Origin of the sequence: Bacillus sp. FSL K6-2839 (assembly GCF_038003365.1) — a bacterium.
GTDB lineage: Bacteria > Bacillota > Bacilli > Bacillales > Bacillaceae > Bacillus.
Window position 1 is genome coordinate 598110 of sequence record NZ_JBBOOZ010000001.1, and the last position, 20021, is coordinate 618130.

Annotated in this window: 19 protein-coding genes; 9 read left to right on the top strand and 10 right to left on the bottom strand. The window is 40.9% G+C overall.

Features of this window, described 5'->3' with window-relative positions; all coding sequences use genetic code 11:
• Positions 1-103 precede the first annotated feature (103 nt).
• The 7 genes from MHH26_RS02735 to MHH26_RS02765 all read right to left on the bottom strand — a co-directional run bounded on the left by MHH26_RS02735 (position 104) and on the right by MHH26_RS02765 (position 6370).
• The gene (locus MHH26_RS02735) at positions 104-721 is read right to left on the bottom strand and encodes an NAD(P)-dependent oxidoreductase (protein WP_034663640.1); all 618 of its coding nucleotides are present in this window, start codon (positions 719-721) and stop codon (positions 104-106) included.
• 286 nt (positions 722-1007) lie between these two features.
• Positions 1008-1211: an alpha/beta-type small acid-soluble spore protein gene (locus MHH26_RS02740; protein WP_340972217.1), complete on the bottom strand. Its 204-nt coding sequence runs from the start codon at positions 1209-1211 to the stop codon at positions 1008-1010.
• 233 nt (positions 1212-1444) lie between these two features.
• Positions 1445-2551: an ABC transporter ATP-binding protein gene (locus tag MHH26_RS02745; RefSeq protein WP_307499388.1), complete on the bottom strand. Its 1107-nt coding sequence runs from the start codon at positions 2549-2551 to the stop codon at positions 1445-1447.
• A 139-nt stretch (positions 2552-2690) separates the two neighbouring features.
• Entirely contained in the window at positions 2691-3566 is an 876-nt protein-coding gene (locus tag MHH26_RS02750) for a helix-turn-helix domain-containing protein (protein ID WP_340972219.1), read from the bottom strand.
• 20 nt (positions 3567-3586) lie between these two features.
• Complete coding sequence (locus tag MHH26_RS02755; protein ID WP_003211787.1) at positions 3587-3796, bottom strand: YheE family protein; 210 nt, start codon at positions 3794-3796, stop codon at positions 3587-3589.
• A gap of 155 nt (positions 3797-3951) precedes the next feature.
• Entirely contained in the window at positions 3952-5310 is a 1359-nt protein-coding gene (locus tag MHH26_RS02760) for a YheC/YheD family endospore coat-associated protein (protein ID WP_340972222.1), read from the bottom strand.
• Positions 5267-6370, bottom strand: a complete 1104-nt coding sequence (locus MHH26_RS02765) for a YheC/YheD family protein (protein WP_340972224.1) — start codon at positions 6368-6370, stop codon at positions 5267-5269. The genes MHH26_RS02760 and MHH26_RS02765 overlap by 44 nt, the downstream gene beginning before the upstream one ends.
• A 214-nt stretch (positions 6371-6584) precedes the next feature.
• On the opposite strand from MHH26_RS02765, the gene MHH26_RS02770 reads away from it, so the two are divergent.
• From MHH26_RS02770 to MHH26_RS02790, 5 genes are all read left to right on the top strand, one after another.
• Positions 6585-7718, top strand: coding sequence for a DUF445 domain-containing protein (locus MHH26_RS02770; protein WP_340972226.1), 1134 nt, complete (start codon positions 6585-6587; stop codon positions 7716-7718).
• A 121-nt stretch (positions 7719-7839) separates the two neighbouring features.
• Positions 7840-8196 carry a YlbF family regulator gene (locus MHH26_RS02775; RefSeq protein WP_012009440.1) on the top strand — a complete coding sequence of 119 codons (357 nt, stop codon included), beginning with the start codon at positions 7840-7842 and terminating at the stop codon, positions 8194-8196.
• 449 nt (positions 8197-8645) lie between these two features.
• On the top strand, positions 8646-9512 hold the full coding sequence (locus tag MHH26_RS02780; RefSeq protein ID WP_060595898.1) for a Cof-type HAD-IIB family hydrolase: 867 nt from the start codon (positions 8646-8648) through the stop codon (positions 9510-9512).
• Positions 9513-9626: 114 nt separating this feature from the next.
• Positions 9627-11126, top strand: a complete 1500-nt coding sequence (locus MHH26_RS02785) for a coproporphyrinogen III oxidase (protein WP_340972228.1) — start codon at positions 9627-9629, stop codon at positions 11124-11126.
• A 75-nt stretch (positions 11127-11201) separates the two neighbouring features.
• Positions 11202-12476, top strand: a complete 1275-nt coding sequence (locus MHH26_RS02790) for a lysine N(6)-hydroxylase/L-ornithine N(5)-oxygenase family protein (protein ID WP_307499393.1) — start codon at positions 11202-11204, stop codon at positions 12474-12476.
• Between the two features lie 35 nt (positions 12477-12511).
• Here MHH26_RS02790 and MHH26_RS02795 read toward each other — a convergent pair whose 3' ends face one another.
• Together MHH26_RS02795 and MHH26_RS02800 are read right to left on the bottom strand one after the other, a co-directional pair.
• Positions 12512-13735 carry a cation:proton antiporter gene (locus MHH26_RS02795; protein WP_034663616.1) on the bottom strand — a complete coding sequence of 408 codons (1224 nt, stop codon included), beginning with the start codon at positions 13733-13735 and terminating at the stop codon, positions 12512-12514.
• Positions 13736-13738: 3 nt separating this feature from the next.
• Positions 13739-14236: a cation:proton antiporter regulatory subunit gene (locus MHH26_RS02800; RefSeq protein ID WP_034663613.1), complete on the bottom strand. Its 498-nt coding sequence runs from the start codon at positions 14234-14236 to the stop codon at positions 13739-13741.
• 352 nt (positions 14237-14588) lie between these two features.
• Between MHH26_RS02800 and MHH26_RS02805 the strand changes: the two genes are divergently transcribed.
• Entirely contained in the window at positions 14589-14777 is a 189-nt protein-coding gene (locus MHH26_RS02805) for a hypothetical protein (RefSeq protein WP_340972233.1), read from the top strand.
• Positions 14778-14806: 29 nt separating this feature from the next.
• A complete protein-coding gene (locus MHH26_RS02810) occupies positions 14807-15580 on the top strand; it encodes an enoyl-CoA hydratase (protein WP_106061830.1) in 774 nt (257 codons plus the stop codon).
• A 31-nt stretch (positions 15581-15611) separates the two neighbouring features.
• On the opposite strand, the gene MHH26_RS02815 is transcribed toward MHH26_RS02810, so the two are convergent.
• Positions 15612-15800: a YhzD family protein gene (locus MHH26_RS02815; protein WP_034663606.1), complete on the bottom strand. Its 189-nt coding sequence runs from the start codon at positions 15798-15800 to the stop codon at positions 15612-15614.
• Between the two features lie 172 nt (positions 15801-15972).
• Here MHH26_RS02815 and MHH26_RS02820 point away from each other — a divergent pair, with 172 nt between their 5' ends.
• Positions 15973-17187: a metallophosphoesterase family protein gene (locus MHH26_RS02820; RefSeq protein WP_340972236.1), complete on the top strand. Its 1215-nt coding sequence runs from the start codon at positions 15973-15975 to the stop codon at positions 17185-17187.
• A 16-nt stretch (positions 17188-17203) separates the two neighbouring features.
• Positions 17204-19993 carry an ATP-binding protein gene (locus tag MHH26_RS02825; protein ID WP_340972238.1) on the top strand — a complete coding sequence of 930 codons (2790 nt, stop codon included), beginning with the start codon at positions 17204-17206 and terminating at the stop codon, positions 19991-19993.
• Positions 19994-20021: the final 28 nt, after the last annotated feature.

Below are 20021 nucleotides of genomic sequence, written 5' to 3' on the forward strand. Positions count from 1 at the left end.
GCCTATTCACTTTGAATGAGGCTCTTTTTATTTGCATAAAAAGTCGAGGATTCGTTTTTGACCTCGACCTTTACTAGTTATATCGTTTACACGAGCTGCATCATCAGTAGGCAATGCCGACGCGTTGATGTACAAATTCCTTCGAATTTAACTGCTGATATAAAAAGTGTGCGGTATCTTCAACTGAAATTTTCTTTCCATCTATAGGGAGAAAATCTTTTTCATAGCGATATGACCGTGTCACATCTCCATCTGGTAAATAGGTTGGACAAATAATGGTCCAATCTAGATCAGTCGATTGAAGGATTTCAAACGCTTTGGCATGCTCTTTAGCTGCTCGGGAAGTAGTCCGCCTTGATTCATTTGTTTCAAAACGGTAAAGCTCCGGCTGCTGCCTTGCCTTTAAAATACCTGCCGTACCAATTGTAATAATTCTTGAAGTATTTGATTGCTTCATGGCTTGTACGATATGCTCCATTGAAACAGATAATGTATCATCACCATCTGTTGATAGACAGCTCACAACAATATCTGCTCCTTTGATCGTCTCAAGCACATCTTCTCGATTTCTTGAATTGCCGGTGACTTGAAACATACCCGCAAGCATTTCTTCTCGGTTTGTCCGAATCAATGAACGAACTATGTAACGATCATCTACTTGAACGAAACGAAGAAATGCTTGTCCTACACGTCCATGAGCACCGAAAAGAGCTATTTTCATCTGTTCGATCCCTCCACTACATACTATAAGTGAAAAGAACCCAAAATGGTACAACTTTTATGTGATGCTTTTTTTATAAAGGTGAAAGGACCGAATACTATGAGCATATTCACATAATAGAGAGATCCCTACAAATTGTAGAAGTTCAAAGTTCATACCGGAAATAATGTCCATGAAGATCCGCTCCTTTCTACTACATGATATGAGCTGGAAAGGAGATTGGTGAGGGATAAAAATAAAAAAAGAAGACACCTTAAGAGGTGCCTTCTATGATCCAAATATGAAATTAAGCTTGTGTTCCACCCATGTGTTGTTGAGCGTAAGATACAAGACGCTTAGTGATTTCTCCACCAACTGATCCGTTAGCGCGAGATGTTGTTTCTGCACCAAGGTTTACACCGAATTCAGAAGCGATTTCGTACTTCATTTGGTCGATTGCTTGTGCAGCGCCTGGTACTAGTAATTGATTTGAACTATTAGAATTTGCCATGATGTGAATCTCCTTTTTGTATATGATTTGGTTTTTGGTTGGGTTTGCTGGAATCGCACCAGCGAAATGAGCAAGTCATTTGCCACTTGGCGAAACCCAATGCAGTAACTGCTTTGTACTAAGTATTATGGTGATTTCTGAAAAAAACATACGAGAAAAGAACATGGTAAATGTTGTTCAACATGCAAAAAAACCATCACTCAATCATGAGTGATGGTGCTGCATAGATCTCTTTAATCAGCAGAGCGAATGCGAAGTTCTGTATCCGAATCAAAGAAGTGGGCCTTGTTCATATCAATAGCAAGAGGGATAGACTGTCCAGCCTGAACATCAGTACGAGAATCAACACGTGCAATAAAAGACTGACCATCGAGAGAAGAGTAAAGCATCGTTTCTGCTCCCATTAATTCAGCAACTTCTACGTTGGCATCGATCTTTGTGCCCTCAGATGCCTCTATAAACACGGGTTCATCATGAAAATCTTCTGGTCTGATACCAAGGATGATATCTTTTCCGATATAACCTTGGCTGCGTAATACCTTCATCTTTCCTTCTGGTACACGAATATGCGTTTTTCCAACTGCAATGGCACCGTCAGAGAGCTTTCCTGTGAAAAAATTCATCGCAGGAGAGCCAATGAATCCACCTACAAATACATTCTCTGGATTTTCATATACATCCTTCGGCGCTCCAACCTGCTGAATAAAGCCATCTTTCATCACAACAAGGCGAGTAGCCATTGTCATAGCTTCAGTCTGATCATGTGTGACATAGATAAATGTCGTTTGCAGACGCTGATGAAGCTTAGATATTTCAGCACGCATCTGAACGCGAAGTTTTGCATCTAAATTAGAAAGCGGCTCATCCAAAAGAAAGACCTTTGCATCACGCACAATTGCTCTCCCAAGTGCAACACGTTGTCTTTGACCGCCAGACAGAGCTTTTGGTTTTCTGTCTAAATATTGCTCAAGCCCCAATATTTTCGCAGCATTTCGAACCCGCTCATCAATTTCTGCTTTCGGGAACTTCCGCAGCTTTAATCCAAAAGCCATATTATCGTATACATTCATGTGAGGGTACAAAGCATAGTTTTGGAAAACCATTGCGATATCCCGGTCTTTAGGTGCTACATCATTCATCCGTTTTCCGTCTAACAGAAAATCCCCTTGTGAAATCTCTTCAAGTCCTGCAATCATGCGAAGGGTGGTTGATTTTCCGCACCCAGATGGACCAACAAACACAATAAATTCTTTATCTTCTATATGTAGATTAAAGTTGTCTACTGCTGTTACCTTGTTATCATACACTTTATAAATTTGATTGAGCATCATTTCAGCCATAGATGATAACCTCCCCATCCTCTTATTGAAAGCGCTTTACTTGTAAATAAAGTGTATAAAATGGGGAAGCGTCTGTAAATGGACAACGTGCACAACATCTCATTTTCACTTTTGGGCAGGATGCTCATGTCATTGATTGTTATGAAAGGTCGAGAAGATTCATCATAAAATAAACAGCAGATGCTTCTGGAAAATGCCGTATATCGATTCCTGTGCGCTCAATAAATTTATCGATTCGATATTGAAGGCTGTTTCTGTGAACATATAAAGCTTTTGCTGCCTTGGATGCATTTAAGTTACATTGCATATAGGTCATGAGGGTGCGGTAAACGTCCCGATCAAGGACCGCCTCTTTAAAAGCATCTGAAATAGCATGAGAGAGCGCGGATTCATCATAACGTATGAGTGATGGCAGACATTGATAAAATGTGGAAATCCCTGATCTAAGCTTGCCTCGCTGCACATGGTCCAAGAAAAGTTTCTGTTCATTTAACAATTTCTTTTGTAAATGTCCATTTGGCAAATGGAGCTGTCCTTGTAAAAAGACTGAGTCTGTTAAAAAGTCACTTGTAATGGCTAGAGACAAATCGTTTAGCAGATCTAATTGACCATTTTCTGATGTAGCGTTTGTTTGAATCAGCATCGCTGTATCAGCGCCTGTCCAAATGAAATGAGTATGTTCGAGGCTGTGAACCACAGCCTCTTTTATTTGCTGCCTTTGTTCTGCTTGATGGGACATTTTAAAATAATATACACGGACGGGGTGCTGAACGGTTAGTGATTTGTTATCAAAAAGATAGCTGTACCATTTTTGTTCATCCTCAGTCTGCTTTGTATGAGAAAGATCAATTGGTGTAAGGAAAGTATTGAGAAGAAGTGTTTCTCTCGCTGTAAGCTCTGATTTGTCTACTCCAAATAATTCGCCTTCGTCTGTTTGATACCAAAGAATTTGATGATCATTTGTAGGTGAGCTGATGATATGCTCTCCGTAAACAAGCTTTAATTTTTCTAACATGGCGAAGCTCCTTAAACAGTTTAATCATAGACATGGAATAGCATTAATTCGTGGATTTCTTCTTTTAAGGTTGGTTCGACTTCATGAGGTGGAAGCTGAGAGCCCCATTCAATATCACCTGTTTTGTGGTAGATGCCTTCGTAGTGCGCACCATTGTGAAAAAAGGATATTTTCCAGCCTGGCAACTGTGCTTTCTTAAAGAGAGGTTTCCATTGAAAATGAGAAATCATATCATCATTGCCTCCTTGCTTTTATTGATGAAACAATAAATAAACACGACAATACGGAAACAACCTTGAACTTGATTTTATTGTATCTCATCTGATGAAAAGAGCATAGGAAAAGCATAGATTTCATAACACCATCAATTTAAAACGAAAAACAGTTAGTAGACGTTCGTGTGGTCTGTAGTTGTTGAGGTCGTTTGTGAAAGATAAGATGCATAATCCATGATTCTTTTCCCAATCAGCCTTTCTGAGTTTCGCAATGAAACATGCTGGAAAATCTCGCGGCCAGGGCGAGAATTGGCTTCAAACATCCAGATAGCTCCTGTCTGATCAATGCCTAAATCAAAACCGATTTCACCAATATGGCCGGACATTTTTTCATCTATCACCTGACTAAGCGTGATGGCAGTATAAGAAAGCTGCTCTAAAGTTTTCAAACGCTTCTTCTTTTCTGGAAAAACATCATAAAGTGTTTTTACTAAGCCACCATGTAAATGGTGAGTCGTTACTGTGTGATTGCCAGAGACTTTTGCTGCTGCTGCCGTGACTGTCCAATGGCCGTACTTATTTTTATTCGTATGAACTCTGAAATCCATTGGTTGATTGTCTATTTGAAGAAGTGCAATGCCTTGTTGAGCCATAAAGTCTTGAATTGCGTGATCTTTCCGGAGCTTGGTCACGAAATGCTCTATTGAGTCATATGGAACAGCGCTTCCGTGATTTGAGCATACAGTGATTCCATGAGCAGTCTTCTTTAATTGATAAATACCGTCGCCGTGACTTCCGTTCGATGGTTTTAAGTATATGACCTGATGTAGATGGAGGAGTGTTTCTATTTTATTTAGAGCGTCCACCGGATCCAATTGTATGGAATGTGGAAGAAAAGGACATGTTTTTTCATCTGTTAACAGTTGTTCATGAATATCCCATTTATTGAAAAAATAAGGGTTGAACCAAGGGATATCATAGTCTTGTGTGAGTTTACGCTTTGTTTCTTGAATGAATGCCGACTGAGCAGCCTTTCTATTTGGAAGACGGTCGTAAATGACTGACGGCAGGGGCATCTGTTTTTTAACCCATGTTTGCTGTTGGTACAACAATCCTTCTACTATTCCTTTATCCCAATCAATAGAATGTGTACCAAAAAGGTAGGCAAATCCAGCATGCTGCCTGAAAGAGTGCAGCAGTTTGATAAAAAAGTCTGATCTCGTTCCTAGTGGCTGCGTGCTTTGCCCAAGACCTGCTGTGAAAATGCCAAGCAGCGGCCCTATAAACAGTGTATGATCAACGGCGATCACATCAGCTTTTGATTGATAAGGAATTAGTAAATTTCTATATAGATTTTCTGATAATAAAATTTTATTTGGATGTTGATGATAGGAAACGGTGAAGTCATCTACTAAACGGGATCCTAAAGCAAGAGAATAGATCGCATCCTGCTGTTTAAAATGGGCGGGAAGATGAACTGTTTTTTCACTTGTGAGATGAGGAGCGATGATGAAGCGATTTTTGTTCATAAGAAACCTCCTTCGTTTGAGACGTCATCGATTGAGCATGTGCAAGAATGGTACGAATCAATTGATCTTCCTTGTCAGGATAAGCTTTTAAAAAAGCGGATCGCCCTGGCTTTGATCTTATATTTGATATGAAAAGCCTGCCTTCACTTGTATGGAGTAAGTCTACAGCGAATTCAAAGCAAGGGGAGAAGGTTTTATCTATATATGCTGGGAGAGATGCTTGAATGGATGCAATATCATCTAAAAGAAGCTCTTTGATGTGCGGCTGCAATGTGTTTAGATAGTGATCAAAGCCTATCATGGGAGCTGATTTTTGTGTAATGTTTAAATGACTATTTTCTGTAGGTGATTTTGTGTGAATCCCTATGCGATTCCATTGATTTTGTGAATCTTTCATAAGGAAAATCCTTATTTCATTGAATAAAAAGTCTTTTTGATCACTCGTCTGAAAAAATTGAAGGAAATATCGGCCAACGTACTTTTTGCACCAGCGCTCTATATCTGATGGACGCGAAAATGTGATGACTTGCTCGGGACTTAGCTGAACAGTGAAAGTGTTGTCTTTTAAGAAAATGAAGTAAGTAGATGCTGCATGCTGTTGAGAGAGCGGCTGCATTTTACAATAACCGTCTTTCCTTACCATGTTGAGAAGGTCTGATGGCTCTTTTAATAATGAGCAGACAGGTAAATATGGCTGTAAAGAAGGGAGGAGACGGAGCTGCTCGAATAGCATCATTTTATTTGAAATACCTGTATTCAAAAAATCTGTTTTCGGATACTTACTCAGCCATTCCATGATTGGTTTTGCTTTTTTAGATTGTGCGTCATGCTTGTAAAGGCATCGATCGTAAATCAAGTCAGGAATCTCAAATTCTGCTGCGGCAAATCCTTGACCATTCGTATAAGTTTGACCTTGTATCAAATTTGAAGCCGGCTTTAAATCAAATGGTGTAAAACGAACAACCTTTAAACCATAAGAAGGGGCAGCTTTGGCTAACCCACGAGTGAATGCCTCTTCATACTTTGAAGAAAGGGTCACAATACCTAATGTTGATGTCATTAAAAAACACCTTCTTTTCAACTTCTTTTTTTACCAGCGCAAAAACACTTTTTCATGATTTTACATAAAGATTGCGCTCCTTTATCATTACGACAGATCGATTGATCATATGTCTAGCAACATGCTTCATTTGCTTGGGGACTTGACAACAACTATAATACGTATAGATTAAACCAATAAACATCGGGTGTTGTTTGAAAGGTAGATGACGACTTTGAATATATTCACAACGTTTATCTTTATGATTGTTATAGGCGCAGTCATAGGAGCAGCGACAAACCATCTTGCAATTAAAATGCTTTTTCGGCCTTATAAGCCATACTATTTATTTGGGAAACAGCTTCCATTTACACCAGGGCTCATTCCTAAAAGAAGAGACGAAGTAGCCAAGCAGGTTGGTGTCATGGTTATGGAGCATTTGCTCACGCCAGAAGGAATTCAAAAGCGATTTGAATCATCGGAGGCAAAGCAGGAGATCTTGCATACAGTCCATCGATATATTGACAAAGGCGCTGAAATGGAGATAACAGTGCTATCTTTGTTAGAAAGATTCGGCCTATCACATGCTGACGACAAAGTAGATGAATGGATCCATCAGTGGTCTGATCAAAAGCTCAATTCACTGCTTGAAAAATATAATGAGCAAACTTTATCTGAATTGCTTCCGCTAGATGTGGAAAACAAAATATCTTCAAAAATTCCAGATGCAGCAGATTATATTTTAAAGAGAGGGATTCATTATTTTGAAAGCGAGGAAGGTAAAGCAAGGCTTGGCAATATGATTGATGATTTCTTAAAGGAACGAGGCATGCTTGGCAGTATGGTTCAAATGTTTCTAGGGAATTCAAGCTTAATTGATCGGGTACATCCTGAAATCATCAAATTTTTAAGAAACGCAGAAACAAAAAGATTTTTATCAGATTTGCTTGTTCAAGAATGGGACAAGGTGAAGCAGTTTTCTCTTCAGGAGCTAGATGAAAAATGGAATGTGAAGGAGCTTGCTTATAGTGTGAAAAAGCAATTGCTTTCACACTTCTCTACAAAGCTGATATTAGACAAGCCAGTTGGATATTATGTCAGTGCAGTAGCGCTTGATCTCAAAACACACTTTGCACCAGTGCTTGTCGACAAGGGGATTAAAGCAGCATCGAATGCTTTAGAGGGACTGCTCGCAAAGCTCAAATTTGAAGATATCATTCGTGAGCAGATTGAACATTTTCCGCTTAAAAAAATGGAGGAGCTTGTGATTAGCATTTCCAACAATGAACTTAAAATGATCACGTTTTTAGGCGGTTTTTTAGGCGGATTAATCGGCGCAATTCAAGCAATCTTTGTCACGCTATTTTAAGACAAGCTAGAGAAATTTTGATGAATTCATTGTATATATGTGAAACGAAAGCCATAGTTTGTTATAGTGGAGTGGTGTCCGCCGATCATATCGGTGATAACGGATAGAAAGGAGACATAACATGTCTGTAAATGTTTATGATGTTGCATATGACCTTGAAAAAGCTCTGCGTCATAGCGAAGAATATTCAACTTTAAAAAATCTTTATGATGAGGTAAACGCGGATGAGTCCTCTAAAAGAATGTTCGAGAACTTCCGGGACATTCAAGTAAACCTTCAACAAAAACAAATGACTGGTCAAGAGATCACACAAGAAGAAGTAGAGCAAGCTCAAAAAACAGTGGCACTTGTTCAACAGCACGATAAAATCTCTCAGTTGATGGAAGCAGAACAACGTGTGAGTGTTCTCATCGGAGAATTAAATAAAGTGATCATGAAGCCTCTTGAAGAGCTTTATGGGAATCCAGAAGAAAATTAATGAAAAGGGCGATGATATTCGCCCTTTTTTTATTTCACATGTTCCCTGTCCAACTTTTCAAAAAAAGGTTGTCGAAGCTCATAAATTCTGCGATAATACTTATATTGAAAGTGCTTTCAAATGAGCGCTCTCATGGGACAATTGGGTGCGTTTCACTTGGGATTTAAGGCGATTAGCCAAACGAGAGAGAAGCGCTTCTGGGAGAAACGCAAAGCATAAGGGGATCTGATATAAGCAATGCTTTGGTGTGTGAAAGATAAGGGGATCATGGGGAGCTTCATCACCTCATTGTGACGCATCCAAACCATACATAAAAAAAAGCCTAGGGGTAGGCTTTTTTTATTTGCAAAAGATTCATAACACAGGGCTCTTTCAACTGCATGTTCTAAAGCACCAAGCTAGGGCATATCCTCATCGTAAGTACAGTCATCAAGAAGGGGGATGCCTCAGTGTCAAAAAAACTACTTGCACTCAATATAGATGGAACGTTACTTCGTTCCAATGGAAAAATCCATTCCGCTACAAAAGAAGCTGTGGAATACGTGAAGAAAAAAGGGGTTTACGTGACGCTTGTCACCAACCGGCATTTTCGTTCCGCACAAAAAATAGCCAAGGCGTTGAAGATTCCAACGTCAACCCTTGTGACGCATAGTGGTGCATTTATCGCGAATAAACTCGATGAGCCGCTTCATGTGAAGAAACTAACGGAAGAAAAAACATTTAATCTTGTGCAAATTCTTGAAAGCTTTGATTGTAATGTTCGCTTACTGCATGAAAAATTCTCAATTGGCAACCGGAAAAAAACGCAGTCACAGCTGATGGGAAAGACGTTGATTCATCCGTCTGATCCAATTTTCTATCCTGTGCAATTTGTTGAATCGCTAAGTGATATGCTGATGGATGAACCGGTCAGTACACCAGTGATTGAAGTATATTCAACCGCAGAGCTTCAGCCTGAAATTCACCGAACCATTCAACAAGCTTTTCCATCTGTCGATCTTATTCGGATCAGTGATGAGAAAATGAATATCGTATGCAAAGGCGTATCGAAAGAAGCGGGGCTTTCTCTTTTGACTTCAGCATTAGGTTTGACTTTAGAAGATACGGTGGTCATTGGGCAGGGGACAGATGACATCCCAATGCTCGAATTGGCTGGCTTAGGCGTTGCGATGGGAAATGCCCCTCATTCTGTTAAGCGTAAAGCCGATTGGGTGACACGTTCGCAAGATGAACAGGGAGTCGCTTATATGATCAAAGAATACTTTAGAATGCAACAAAGAGAAGGATTTTTACATCAATTCGATATTAAACGATAATATAGACGAAGGCCCTGTCAATCAAGAAATGGCAGGGCCTTCAACTGTTCCAGTCATTGCTTTTCCTACATGGATTTTGTAAAATGAAACAAGTTTGAAGATAAAGGTGATACGATGCGAATTTTAATTAAAGGGCTGTCAGATGAACGATTTCATCGCCCGCTTGTCAATATAGCCAATTTATTCGAAGAAGATAGTGAAGTGCTGTTTGATCCAGATGCACTGGATGATGGACTAGTCATGTTGTTTAGCTGGGAAGAAAAAAATGGAATAGTGGAAGCATCTGGTCACATCGCTGGATCAGACATCACTAGTCGTTTTTCGCGAGACGTCCCAGAGGGCTTGAACGATAAGGAGCGCTGGAAGCAAATCAAAAACACAGTGCTGTCTGTTTATTTACATCTGCTTCAGGAGTACACAGGAATGACGCAAAAGTGGGGTATTCTCACAGGGATACGTCCTACAAAATTACTCCATAAGATGCTGAGAGAAGGCACGACAAAGGAAGACGCGCATGCCGCATTAAAGCGTGATTATTTGATTCATGATGAAAAAATCGATTTGATGCAGGAGATTGTCGACCGTCAGCTTCAAGCGATTCCTGACCTGTATGACCTTCAGCAGGAAGTAAGTATTTATATTGGTATTCCTTTCTGCCCAACCAAATGCGCTTATTGCACGTTTCCTGCTTATGCGATTAAAGGACAAGCTGGAAGAGTGGGAACGTTTTTGTTTGGTCTGCATTATGAGATGCAAAAAATCGGTACTTGGCTAAAAGAACATGGGATCAAAGTGACGACTGTTTATTTTGGCGGAGGTACGCCGACGAGTATCACTGCGGAAGAAATGGATTTGCTGTATGAAGAAATGTATCGCTCGTTCCCTGATGTGAAACATATACGGGAAGTGACTGTCGAAGCAGGGCGTCCTGATACGATTTCGCCTGATAAGCTAGAAGTGCTAAACCAATATAATATTGACCGGATTAGCATCAATCCACAATCGTATGAGAATGAAACACTGAAAGCCATTGGCCGGCACCATAGTGTAGAAGAAACGATTGAAAAGTATCACTTATCAAGACAGTATGGCATGAATAATATTAATATGGACTTAATTATTGGTTTGCCGGGAGAAGGGCTAAAGGAATTCCAGCATTCCTTGCAGCAGACTGAAGAACTTAAGCCTGAATCTTTAACCGTGCATACGCTCTCCTTTAAAAGAGCTTCTGAGATGACGCGCAATAAGGACAAATATCAAGTAGCAGACCGAGAAGAAATCACACGTATGATGGATGAAGCGGTCGCTTGGACGAAAACACATGACTATCATCCCTATTATTTATATAGACAAAAAAACATCTTAGGGAACCTTGAAAATGTCGGGTATTCATTGGATGGGCAGGAAAGTTTGTATAATATCATTATTATGGAAGAAGTGCAGACAATCATTGGGATTGGATGCGGTGCTGCTAGTAAATTCATTGATCCGCGTTCAGGAAAAATTACGCAGTATGCCAATCCAAAAGATCCAAAATCGTATAATGACCGCTATGAACACTATACCGAAGAGAAAATTGAATTTCTTGAGTCATTATTTGTTCCTCACGTTTAAACACTGCGGTGACGCAGTGTTTTTTTCATTTGTAAAAGGGTATATAAGTGATAAAAAGTTAAAGCAGGTGTACATATGATTGATGTGATCGGAATTGGGATTGGGCCCGCCAATTTAGGTTTGGCGGCTTTGTTAGAGGAGTATGAAGATGTTTCATGCTGTTTTTTTGAACAGGAGTCCGAGTTTGCCTGGCATCCTGGTATGCTGATCAAAGGAACGGATTTACAAGTCTCCTTTTTAGCTGATCTTGTGACGATGGCGAATCCAAGGAGCAGGTATACATTTTTAAATTATTTACATGAATCAAATAGACTTCACCGGTTCTATACATTTGAACAGTTTGACATTCCGCGAAGAGAATTCAATGAGTATTTATCATGGGTCGCAGGTGAATTAGATAGCTGTCAATTTGGGATGAAGGTAGAGGAAGTGACGGACTGCCAAGGTGGTTATCTTGTGAAAGTCCGGCAATTGAAGGATGGATCGCTTTCTGAGTATCGTGCAAAGCATGTCGTGCTTGGAACAGGGAGCAAACCGATGATTCCTGTCGATGTGCCTGATGCTGCACTGCCATATGTGACACATAGCAGCCGTTATTTAGACCAGCAGGAAGAACTTCATGAAGCTGAGTCGGTGACGGTGATTGGCTCTGGGCAGAGTGCAGCCGAAATCTTCTTAGACCTGCTTCAGCATCAAAAGAAAGGACAGCAGCTTTCGTGGTTTACGCGATCTAGTGAATTTAGAGAGCTGGAGACGGCAGAGCTTGGCCAGGAGCTATTTACACCGAAGTACGTCGAATATTTCCATTCGCTTCCTTATGAAGAACGAATGAACACATTGCCTAGGCTGACTGGATTAAGAAATGGTATAGATGCATCGACGCTCTCGCGTATTTATCAGGAATTGTATCATCGGTCTGTTACAGGTGAAGAGCCATCTGTGGTGATTCAGCCAATGACCGAGCTTGAAGTGATTCAGGTGGAGGAGAATCAGTCCCTGAAGCTGCACCTAAAGCAGTGGCAGCTAAAGAAAGAAAAGAGCATAACAGCTGATCGTGCCGTATTGGCTACAGGGTACACTCCGAATATCCCGGCGTGGTTTAGAGCGTATGAACCTTTGATTGAATGGGAAAGTGAAGAGCATTTTAAAGTGACAGAAGACTTCAGGCTTGTGTTCAAAGACAAGCGCCCTCATCATTTCTTTACATTCACGCATCTTGATCACTCTCATGGAACAGCGGCGACCAATTTAAAACTATCCATCTACCGCAACCAGAAAGTGATTCAAACGATTCGCGGGATGAAAGAAGCGTCAGTCAAGCAAGAAACAGCATTTCAGCAATTTGAATAAGATGAAAAAGGGCCCAAGCATAGGGCCCTTTTTCATTAGATCGTTGTTTCCTTTTTCACTTTTGGTTTTTCTGTTTTCCATTTGAAGATTTTGTTTAGGATTTGATAAATTCGCTTAGATTCCTTCGTCACAAGCGGTCCTAAAATCGCAAGGATTAAGACGTACAATGCAGCAAATGGCTTCAAGGTAGCGGCAAGTCCGCCCGCAATACCGAGCTCGGCTACAATGATTGAAAACTCTCCTCGTGATACGATGGTTAATCCAATATTAGAAGAGGCTTTATGAGAAAATCCAGCTCTTCTTCCAGCGAACATTCCAGCAGTGAAGTTCCCAATGAAGGTGAGAATCACAGCGCCGATCGCAAGCCAGAAGGCATCACCTAATGTAAATGGATCAATGCTGAGACCGAAGCTGAAGAAGAACATGGCCCCGAAGAAATCTCTAAATGGAACCACAAGATGTTCGATGCGGTCAGAGTGCTCTGTTTCTGAGAAAACAAGACCAAGTAAGAGTGCCCCAATGGCCTCTGCTACATGGATTGTCTCTGAGAAACCAGCGACAAAGAATAAAGCCGCAAAAATCACAATGATGAACACTTCGTTCGAACGGATATCGAACAACTTGTTTAATAGTTTTGGCAGCTTACGTGCGATGATAAAGAAAAGCATCATATAACCAAAAGCAATGAAAATGGATAATAAGGCACCGCTAACCGTTGTGGCATCTCCAAGGACAAGACCAGATACGACGGATAAATAAACAGCGAGGAAAATATCCTCAAACATAATGATCCCAAGAATTAACTCAGTTTCAGGGTTCGCAGTCCGTTTCAAATCAACAAGGACTTTGGCCACAATGGCACTGGATGAAATCGTGATAACCCCTGCCATAATGAGAACCTCAAGGAACCCAAACCCTGTGATAAAACCGTAAAGCAGTCCTAAGCTGAAGTTAATCAAAATATAAATAGATCCGCCGACAGCAATGGATTTGCCCGATTTAATAAGCTTTCCGACAGAGAACTCAAGTCCAAGATAGAAAAGAAGGAACAAGACGCCCATTCTGCCAAAAAACGAAATAATTTCGGTGCTTTCGATAAATTTTAGATCAATGATCCCGATGGTTGGAGCATGCGGCCCAACGATCATACCGAGGACAATGAGAAAAGGGATGATAGAGAATTTTATTTTATTGGCGATTAAGCTGGCGATGGCGATGAGAATCAGCGCCGTCCCAACTTCAAAGACTAAATGATCCATTCATCACTCTCCCCCTCTAGAAAGAAAATCACGTATCAATCGCTTTAAGTGTTTTCTTTCGCCTGAAATGACCATCGTATCATTTGCTTCAATAATCGAATCGGCACCAGGGTTCAGTAATTTTTCATTTGTATGTTTAATGATCGCAATGACGGTGACTTCATAGTTTTGCCGCACATCTAAATCACCGAGTGTATGTCCAACCGCTTTTGCGCCTTTTTCCACCTTAAACCATTCAATCATTAAGTCATTGAAGGCCATTTCAATGGTTTCAAGTGCCTGCGGTTTATACACCATGCCGCCGATAATCGCAGCGATTTGCCTTGATTCAGCATCATCGAGAGAAATGGTGGACAGCACTTCATCTGGATCATCATCGTCAAAACGATAAATCTCCCGTCTGCCATCATCATGAATCACTATCGTCATTTTTTCTCTATTTCTCGTTTCAATTTCAAATTTCTTTCCGATCCCAGGAAGATCATTTTCTTTAATATTCATTTTATCCCTCCGAATATGATAGGTTGTGTTTTTCATATAGTAATACGGATGAAATAAAATGAATCAGTAGAGGTAATTTGATTGACACATAATGGGGATCGCACACTTCATTTCCAAAAAACATAGATCAATGGATAACGCAGCTGATGGAGCAGGCTTGAGAAGAAAAACCTTTGAATCAGCCAGTGATAATCTGTTCTTTAACAGAATAGAGGAGGCATGTTTTTTTGAAAATGGAGGTGTCTTCACAGCTTGAATTTCTTCATCGTAGATGGATGGAGAAATAAGACTAGGTGCACTCGCTTCTGCCTGTGGAGCAAAAACGACATTTGAAAAAGGAGAAAACATGACGATGAAACTAACCAATATGAATATGGAACACCTTATCAATCATCCTCCCCCTTTCAAAATCATTTTCTTTCTTCATTTACTATATAAAAATATATTTCTTGTTTCAACAATTATGCTTGTTTTGGTATCAATTGATCTTGAAATTTTTCATGCAGAGGAAAAGGAATTATTCGGGTTGAAATGGAATTAAGTCATGAGTTTAAAAGAAAAGGGGGATGGATGATGACATATATCAATTGTCAGTTAAACGGGGATATTTTTGAAATCGTTTTCAACAGGCCTGATGCTTATAATTCATTTCATGTGGACATGTTTGCTGAATTCAAAGAGGCATGTGATGCAGCGGAAGAAAGCAGTGCAAAAGTCGTTGTGATCAAGGGAGCGGGGAAAGGGTTTTCAGCAGGCGGAGATATTGGCATGATGCTTAAGCAGGAAAGTGAAGAAGATTTCCATCGTGTGATGGATTTGATCGAGGGAATTACACTTTCTCTAGCCGGTATGAAAAAAGTGACGATTGCCCTTGTCCACGGGTCAGCGGCAGGCCTTGCTTTTAGCTTTGCGTTAAGCTGTGACTACTTGTTTATGCATCAGGATGCACAGCTCGCCATGAATTTTAATGGAGTAGGGTTAATTCCAGATGGCGGAGGGCATTTTTTTCTCACAAAAAGAGTCAGTGAACAAACCGCGAAACAATTGATTTGGAGCGGACAAAAGCTGCCGGCTGAAGAAGCGTTAAAACTGCGCCTTGCAGACGGGGTGTTTCAGGATGAAGTCGATGCGTATCAAAAAGTATGTGTGAAGCCGTTTATGAACATGCCGCTTCAAGCATTTATTGAAACAAAGCTGATCTATTTTCAGCAGTCAGAACCTGAGCTGCTAGCCGTTCTTCAAAAGGAGAGGGCAGCACAGGCAAGACTGAGGCAAAGTCATGATCATAAGGAAGGCATTCAGGCCTTTTTAGAAAAAAGACGACCTGTGTTTCAGAACGTATAAACGAATGTGAGGCCGGCGAATGCCGGTTTTTTTAACGTTCAAATAAAAGAAGCTTGCCTGCATCATCAACGAGCCGGTGGGAATGCTTCGTGTATTGCTGTTCGATTAAGCGATGGCGCCCTAATTCCTTTGCCTTTTCATCACTATCCGTTGTGATTTTTTCATTTAATAAGGTCTCACCCGACCGGTCAAATACAGTTAAAAAGTATGTCTTCTCCATTCCTCATCTCCCTTTCCTCTGCTTTTCTATGTAATTAAACAATGAATAAGACAAAACCTCTTTTTTAGCTCTTAAAAATGTGTTTTTTAGAATGAGAGCGATAGAACGTGCATTCGTAAAAATGGCATGATAAAATATGGACAATGACAGTATCGGACAAGGAGATAGACGTTTGACTAAGCTCACCTTTATTCATGCCGCAGATTTACATTTAGACAGTCCATTTGCAGGAATGTCGAATATCCCTAGCTTACCATTTAAGCGGCTCAAAGAAAGTACATTTCAAAGTGCGAAGAATATGTTTGATCTCGCCATTGCTCGAGCAGTAGACTTTGTGCTGCTGAGCGGAGATTTATTTGACGAATCCAATCGCAGTCTGAAAGCACAGCTGTTTTTAAGAAATCAGTTTCTAAGACTGCAAACTCAAGGGATTGACGTCTTTATTATTTATGGTAATCATGATCATTTAGGCGGTGAATGGACACCGATTGAGTGGCCTGAGAATGTGCACGTTTTTTCAAGCAGTACACCAAGTGAGCAATCCTACTATAGAGGGGGGCAGCTTGTTGCAAGTATTTATGGGTTTAGCTACAAAGAGCGGGCTGTCTATGAAAATATGACATCTCATTATGTCAAAACGACAGATGCTGCCTATCACATTGCGATGCTTCACGGTACATTAGCCGGACAAGAAGGGCATGATGCGTATGCACCATTTCAGCTTGAGCAGCTTCTTTCACGGGATTTCGATTATTGGGCGCTTGGACATATACATAAGAGAGCCCTTCTGCATGAAGACCCGTTGATTATTTACCCTGGTAACATGCAGGGCAGACATATAAAAGAAACAGGAGAGAAAGGCTGTTACGTTGTTCAACTCTCCGAGGATTCTGAGACAGCGGAATTTATTAGCTGTGCGGATGTGATGTTTGAGACACTTGCAATAGACATGACAGAAACGGTTCATATGACGGATCTTGTGACACTTTTGGATAGCAAAATCAGTGAACTGAAAGAGGAGGGCGTCCCTCATTTTGTGAAAATTGAATTGACGGGTGATGCTCCTCCTTACTTTGAGCGTACTCAGCTTGAGGTACTTGAGGAGCTGTTGACCGTTCTTCATGAACAGGAAGAAGATGAAGAGGTATTCGTTTGGGTGATATCGATTGACTGCCGAACAAACGAGGATGTCGTCTATCCAGAAGATTCTTTTTTGAAGGAACTCACTGCTGAAATTTCACAGTTTGAGGCATATGAAGAGCTTCTATCACCGATCAAGCGTCACCCAACCTATAGAAAGTCAGGAAAAGCTCTCACAAAAGAGGATGAAGTGGATATAAAAGAAGAAGCACAAAGGCTGCTGACAGAACAGCTAAAGCAATTATGAGAAAAGGAGAGGCACAATGAAAATACGTTCACTCCATATCGCCCATTTTGGGAAATTTTCAAATCGGACCTTTCACTTTTCTGATGACGGTTTTCAGCTAGTTTACGGCCTGAATGAATCGGGGAAAACGACATTGAAAATGTTTATTGAATCGATGTTATTTGGTTTTCCGAAAAACAAGATGTACAAGACGAAACAGGGTTCTTTTTATGGTGGTTCCCTCACTTGCCAAGATGACGAGTTAGGCGTTATTCATATTGAGAGAACGTCCGATCGAGGTGGTCAAGCACAGGTATTTTTACCGAATGGTGAAGTGAAAGACGAAGCTTTTCTACAGACACTTTTAAAGGGAACGGATCGCAGATTATACCAATCAATCTATTCATTTGATGTGTTTGGACTGCAAAATGTCCAAGCCTTAAACCAGGACCAAATAGGCGAATTTCTACTTTTCTCAAGTTTATTTGGCTCAGATGCAGCCACCAAGATGGATAGCAGGCTGCTAAAGCAGCAGGAGCAGCTGTTTAAACCAAATGGCCGCAAGCCTGAATTAAACCAGCAGCTTGATCGCTTAAAAGATCTGACAGGTCAGCTGAAGCAAGCCAAATTGGTAGAAGGCAGCTATACCGAAAAGAAACGGGAGCAATCTGAATTAACCGAGACGATCGAAAAGCTTCAAAATGAAATGAAGCAAGCTGAGGAACACATTCAGAAATTGGCTGAATCTATTCAAGTTTATCCCATGATCGAGAAAAAAGTGGAATTAAAAAAGGAATTAGCCCGCTATCCAGACCGAGTCAAACGTTTTAGAGCAGAAACAGAGCATGCGCTGGATAAACTAGAATCACACCTTCACCCGAAAAAGGCTCAATTGACTGCACTGAAGCAGAAGTTAGACCATTTGCAAACCTCACTCGTACAAGTTCAACCGCTCTATGACAAGGATACCATAATGGAGATGAAACGAGTCGTAGATGAAGCATCTAATGCTGAGCTTGTGAAAAAGCGCATAGCAGAGTGTCGAGCAAACCGTGATTCATTGAAACAAAAAATAGACGAAGCGGTAGCAAAGCTAAAGTGGGAGTACCCGATAAAGCTCGAACAAATCGATGATTCGCTTGAATTTGAGTGGGAATTAAAGGAGACTGTCACTCAATACGTTCGTCTCATGGATAGAAAAGCGCAGTTAGATGAACGATTTGATCACGCAAGACATGAGCTGGACGAAGCAGAAGCCGCTCTAAAAGGATTAAAGGAACAGCAAGTCAGACAGCACGGAGCAGAAGATGATGCGAAGGGGACAAGATCGAAAAAGAAACCGATTCATTCCCGGGCGTCGTTATTCCGAGGCTTGATCGCATTTGATGTGGTGCTTCTGCTTGTTCTATTCTTTTTAACAGAGTGGTGGATCACGCTCTTGTTTGCGGGATTTTCTGTTTTTCTCTTCTTTCTCATTTACCCAATAAGTCAAATGAGCCCTATGAAACAAAGAAGCGGCGAAGGGGCCTTTGATTCATTTCAAGTGCAGGCAGCTTCAGCTGAAACACTTATGAGGCAGAAGGAGCTTCTGTACGAAAGAATCATTCGGCAATATGAAGACTGGGAGCTAGAGCTGGAACCTGTCCAGCAGCAAGTAGAGGAAAAGAAGAGACAGCTTGGCTTGTCGTCTGAGCTTACTTTCCTAGTAGAGGCCTTCCATATCCTAAAACAATTAAAAATGAATACAGCGGCATATGAGGAGCTTCATCGTGAAATAGGCGTGCTTTCCGATCAGCAATCGATTTATGAGCGCAGGGTTTCAGCGTTAAGCAGTATCCTTCAAAAAAAGGAAGGAACCATTCAGGAGAATATCTCAGCTTTTCAAGAGATATTGAAAGATGAGGCGAGAAGAGAAAAAGAACGCCAGACATTGCACGTATCTATTCAACATGCGATCCAGCAGCTCACGACACTAGAAGGGGAAATTCAATATTACGAAAAACAAACTGGCGAGCTTTTTCGTCAAGTAGAAGCAGAGTCCAAAGAAGATTACCAAGTGCTTTCTCATCTATCTAAAGAATACCGGGAACGGCTTTCCCATTTGCAGCAGCTAAATCAAGAGCTTCATAGAAGCGGTTGTTTTGATGAGGAGGAATGGATTGTTCGCAAAGGATTACCTCTCCTTGAAGAGGAGTGTGCAGAAGCAAAGCAGCACCTTCATGACGTTCAATTGAATGCGGAGAATATGGAAAAACGTTTAGCAGAACTAGCGGTGGAAATCCGGCAAATAGAAGCTTCTGGAACGGTGTCTGATTTGACTCATCAGCTTGCCGCAGAGCAGGAGCATGCGAAGCACCTCGCAAAAAAATGGGCGGCAATTCAGCTTGTCCGCTCCGTCATACGAGAAAAATTGAATGAGCATAAAGAAACAAGGCTGCCTGCATTGCTTCAAACAGCCTCAAGTTTTATTCAACCGTTAACAAATGATCGTTATGAAGCGATTTTATTTTCACCTGAAGATGACTTACTGATGGTGAAAAGAATGGATGGACGAATATTCCGTCCAGAGGAGCTTTCACAGGCAACGTGTGAACAAATCTATCTGGCGATTCGTTTTGCGCTCGCTTTGTCTCATCAGCAAGATTGTCAGCTTCCGTTTATGATGGATGACAGCTTCGTTCATTTCGATCACGTTCGTCTAGGAAGAGTGCTGGAGATGATGAACGAGCTCACACGTTTTGAAACACAGCTGTTTTATTTCACCTGTCATGAGCATATGAAGCAAGCAGCAGAAGATGGACAGATTACGAGTTTAGCAGTTGAATGATTGACAAATAATGACTTATGTTATACTT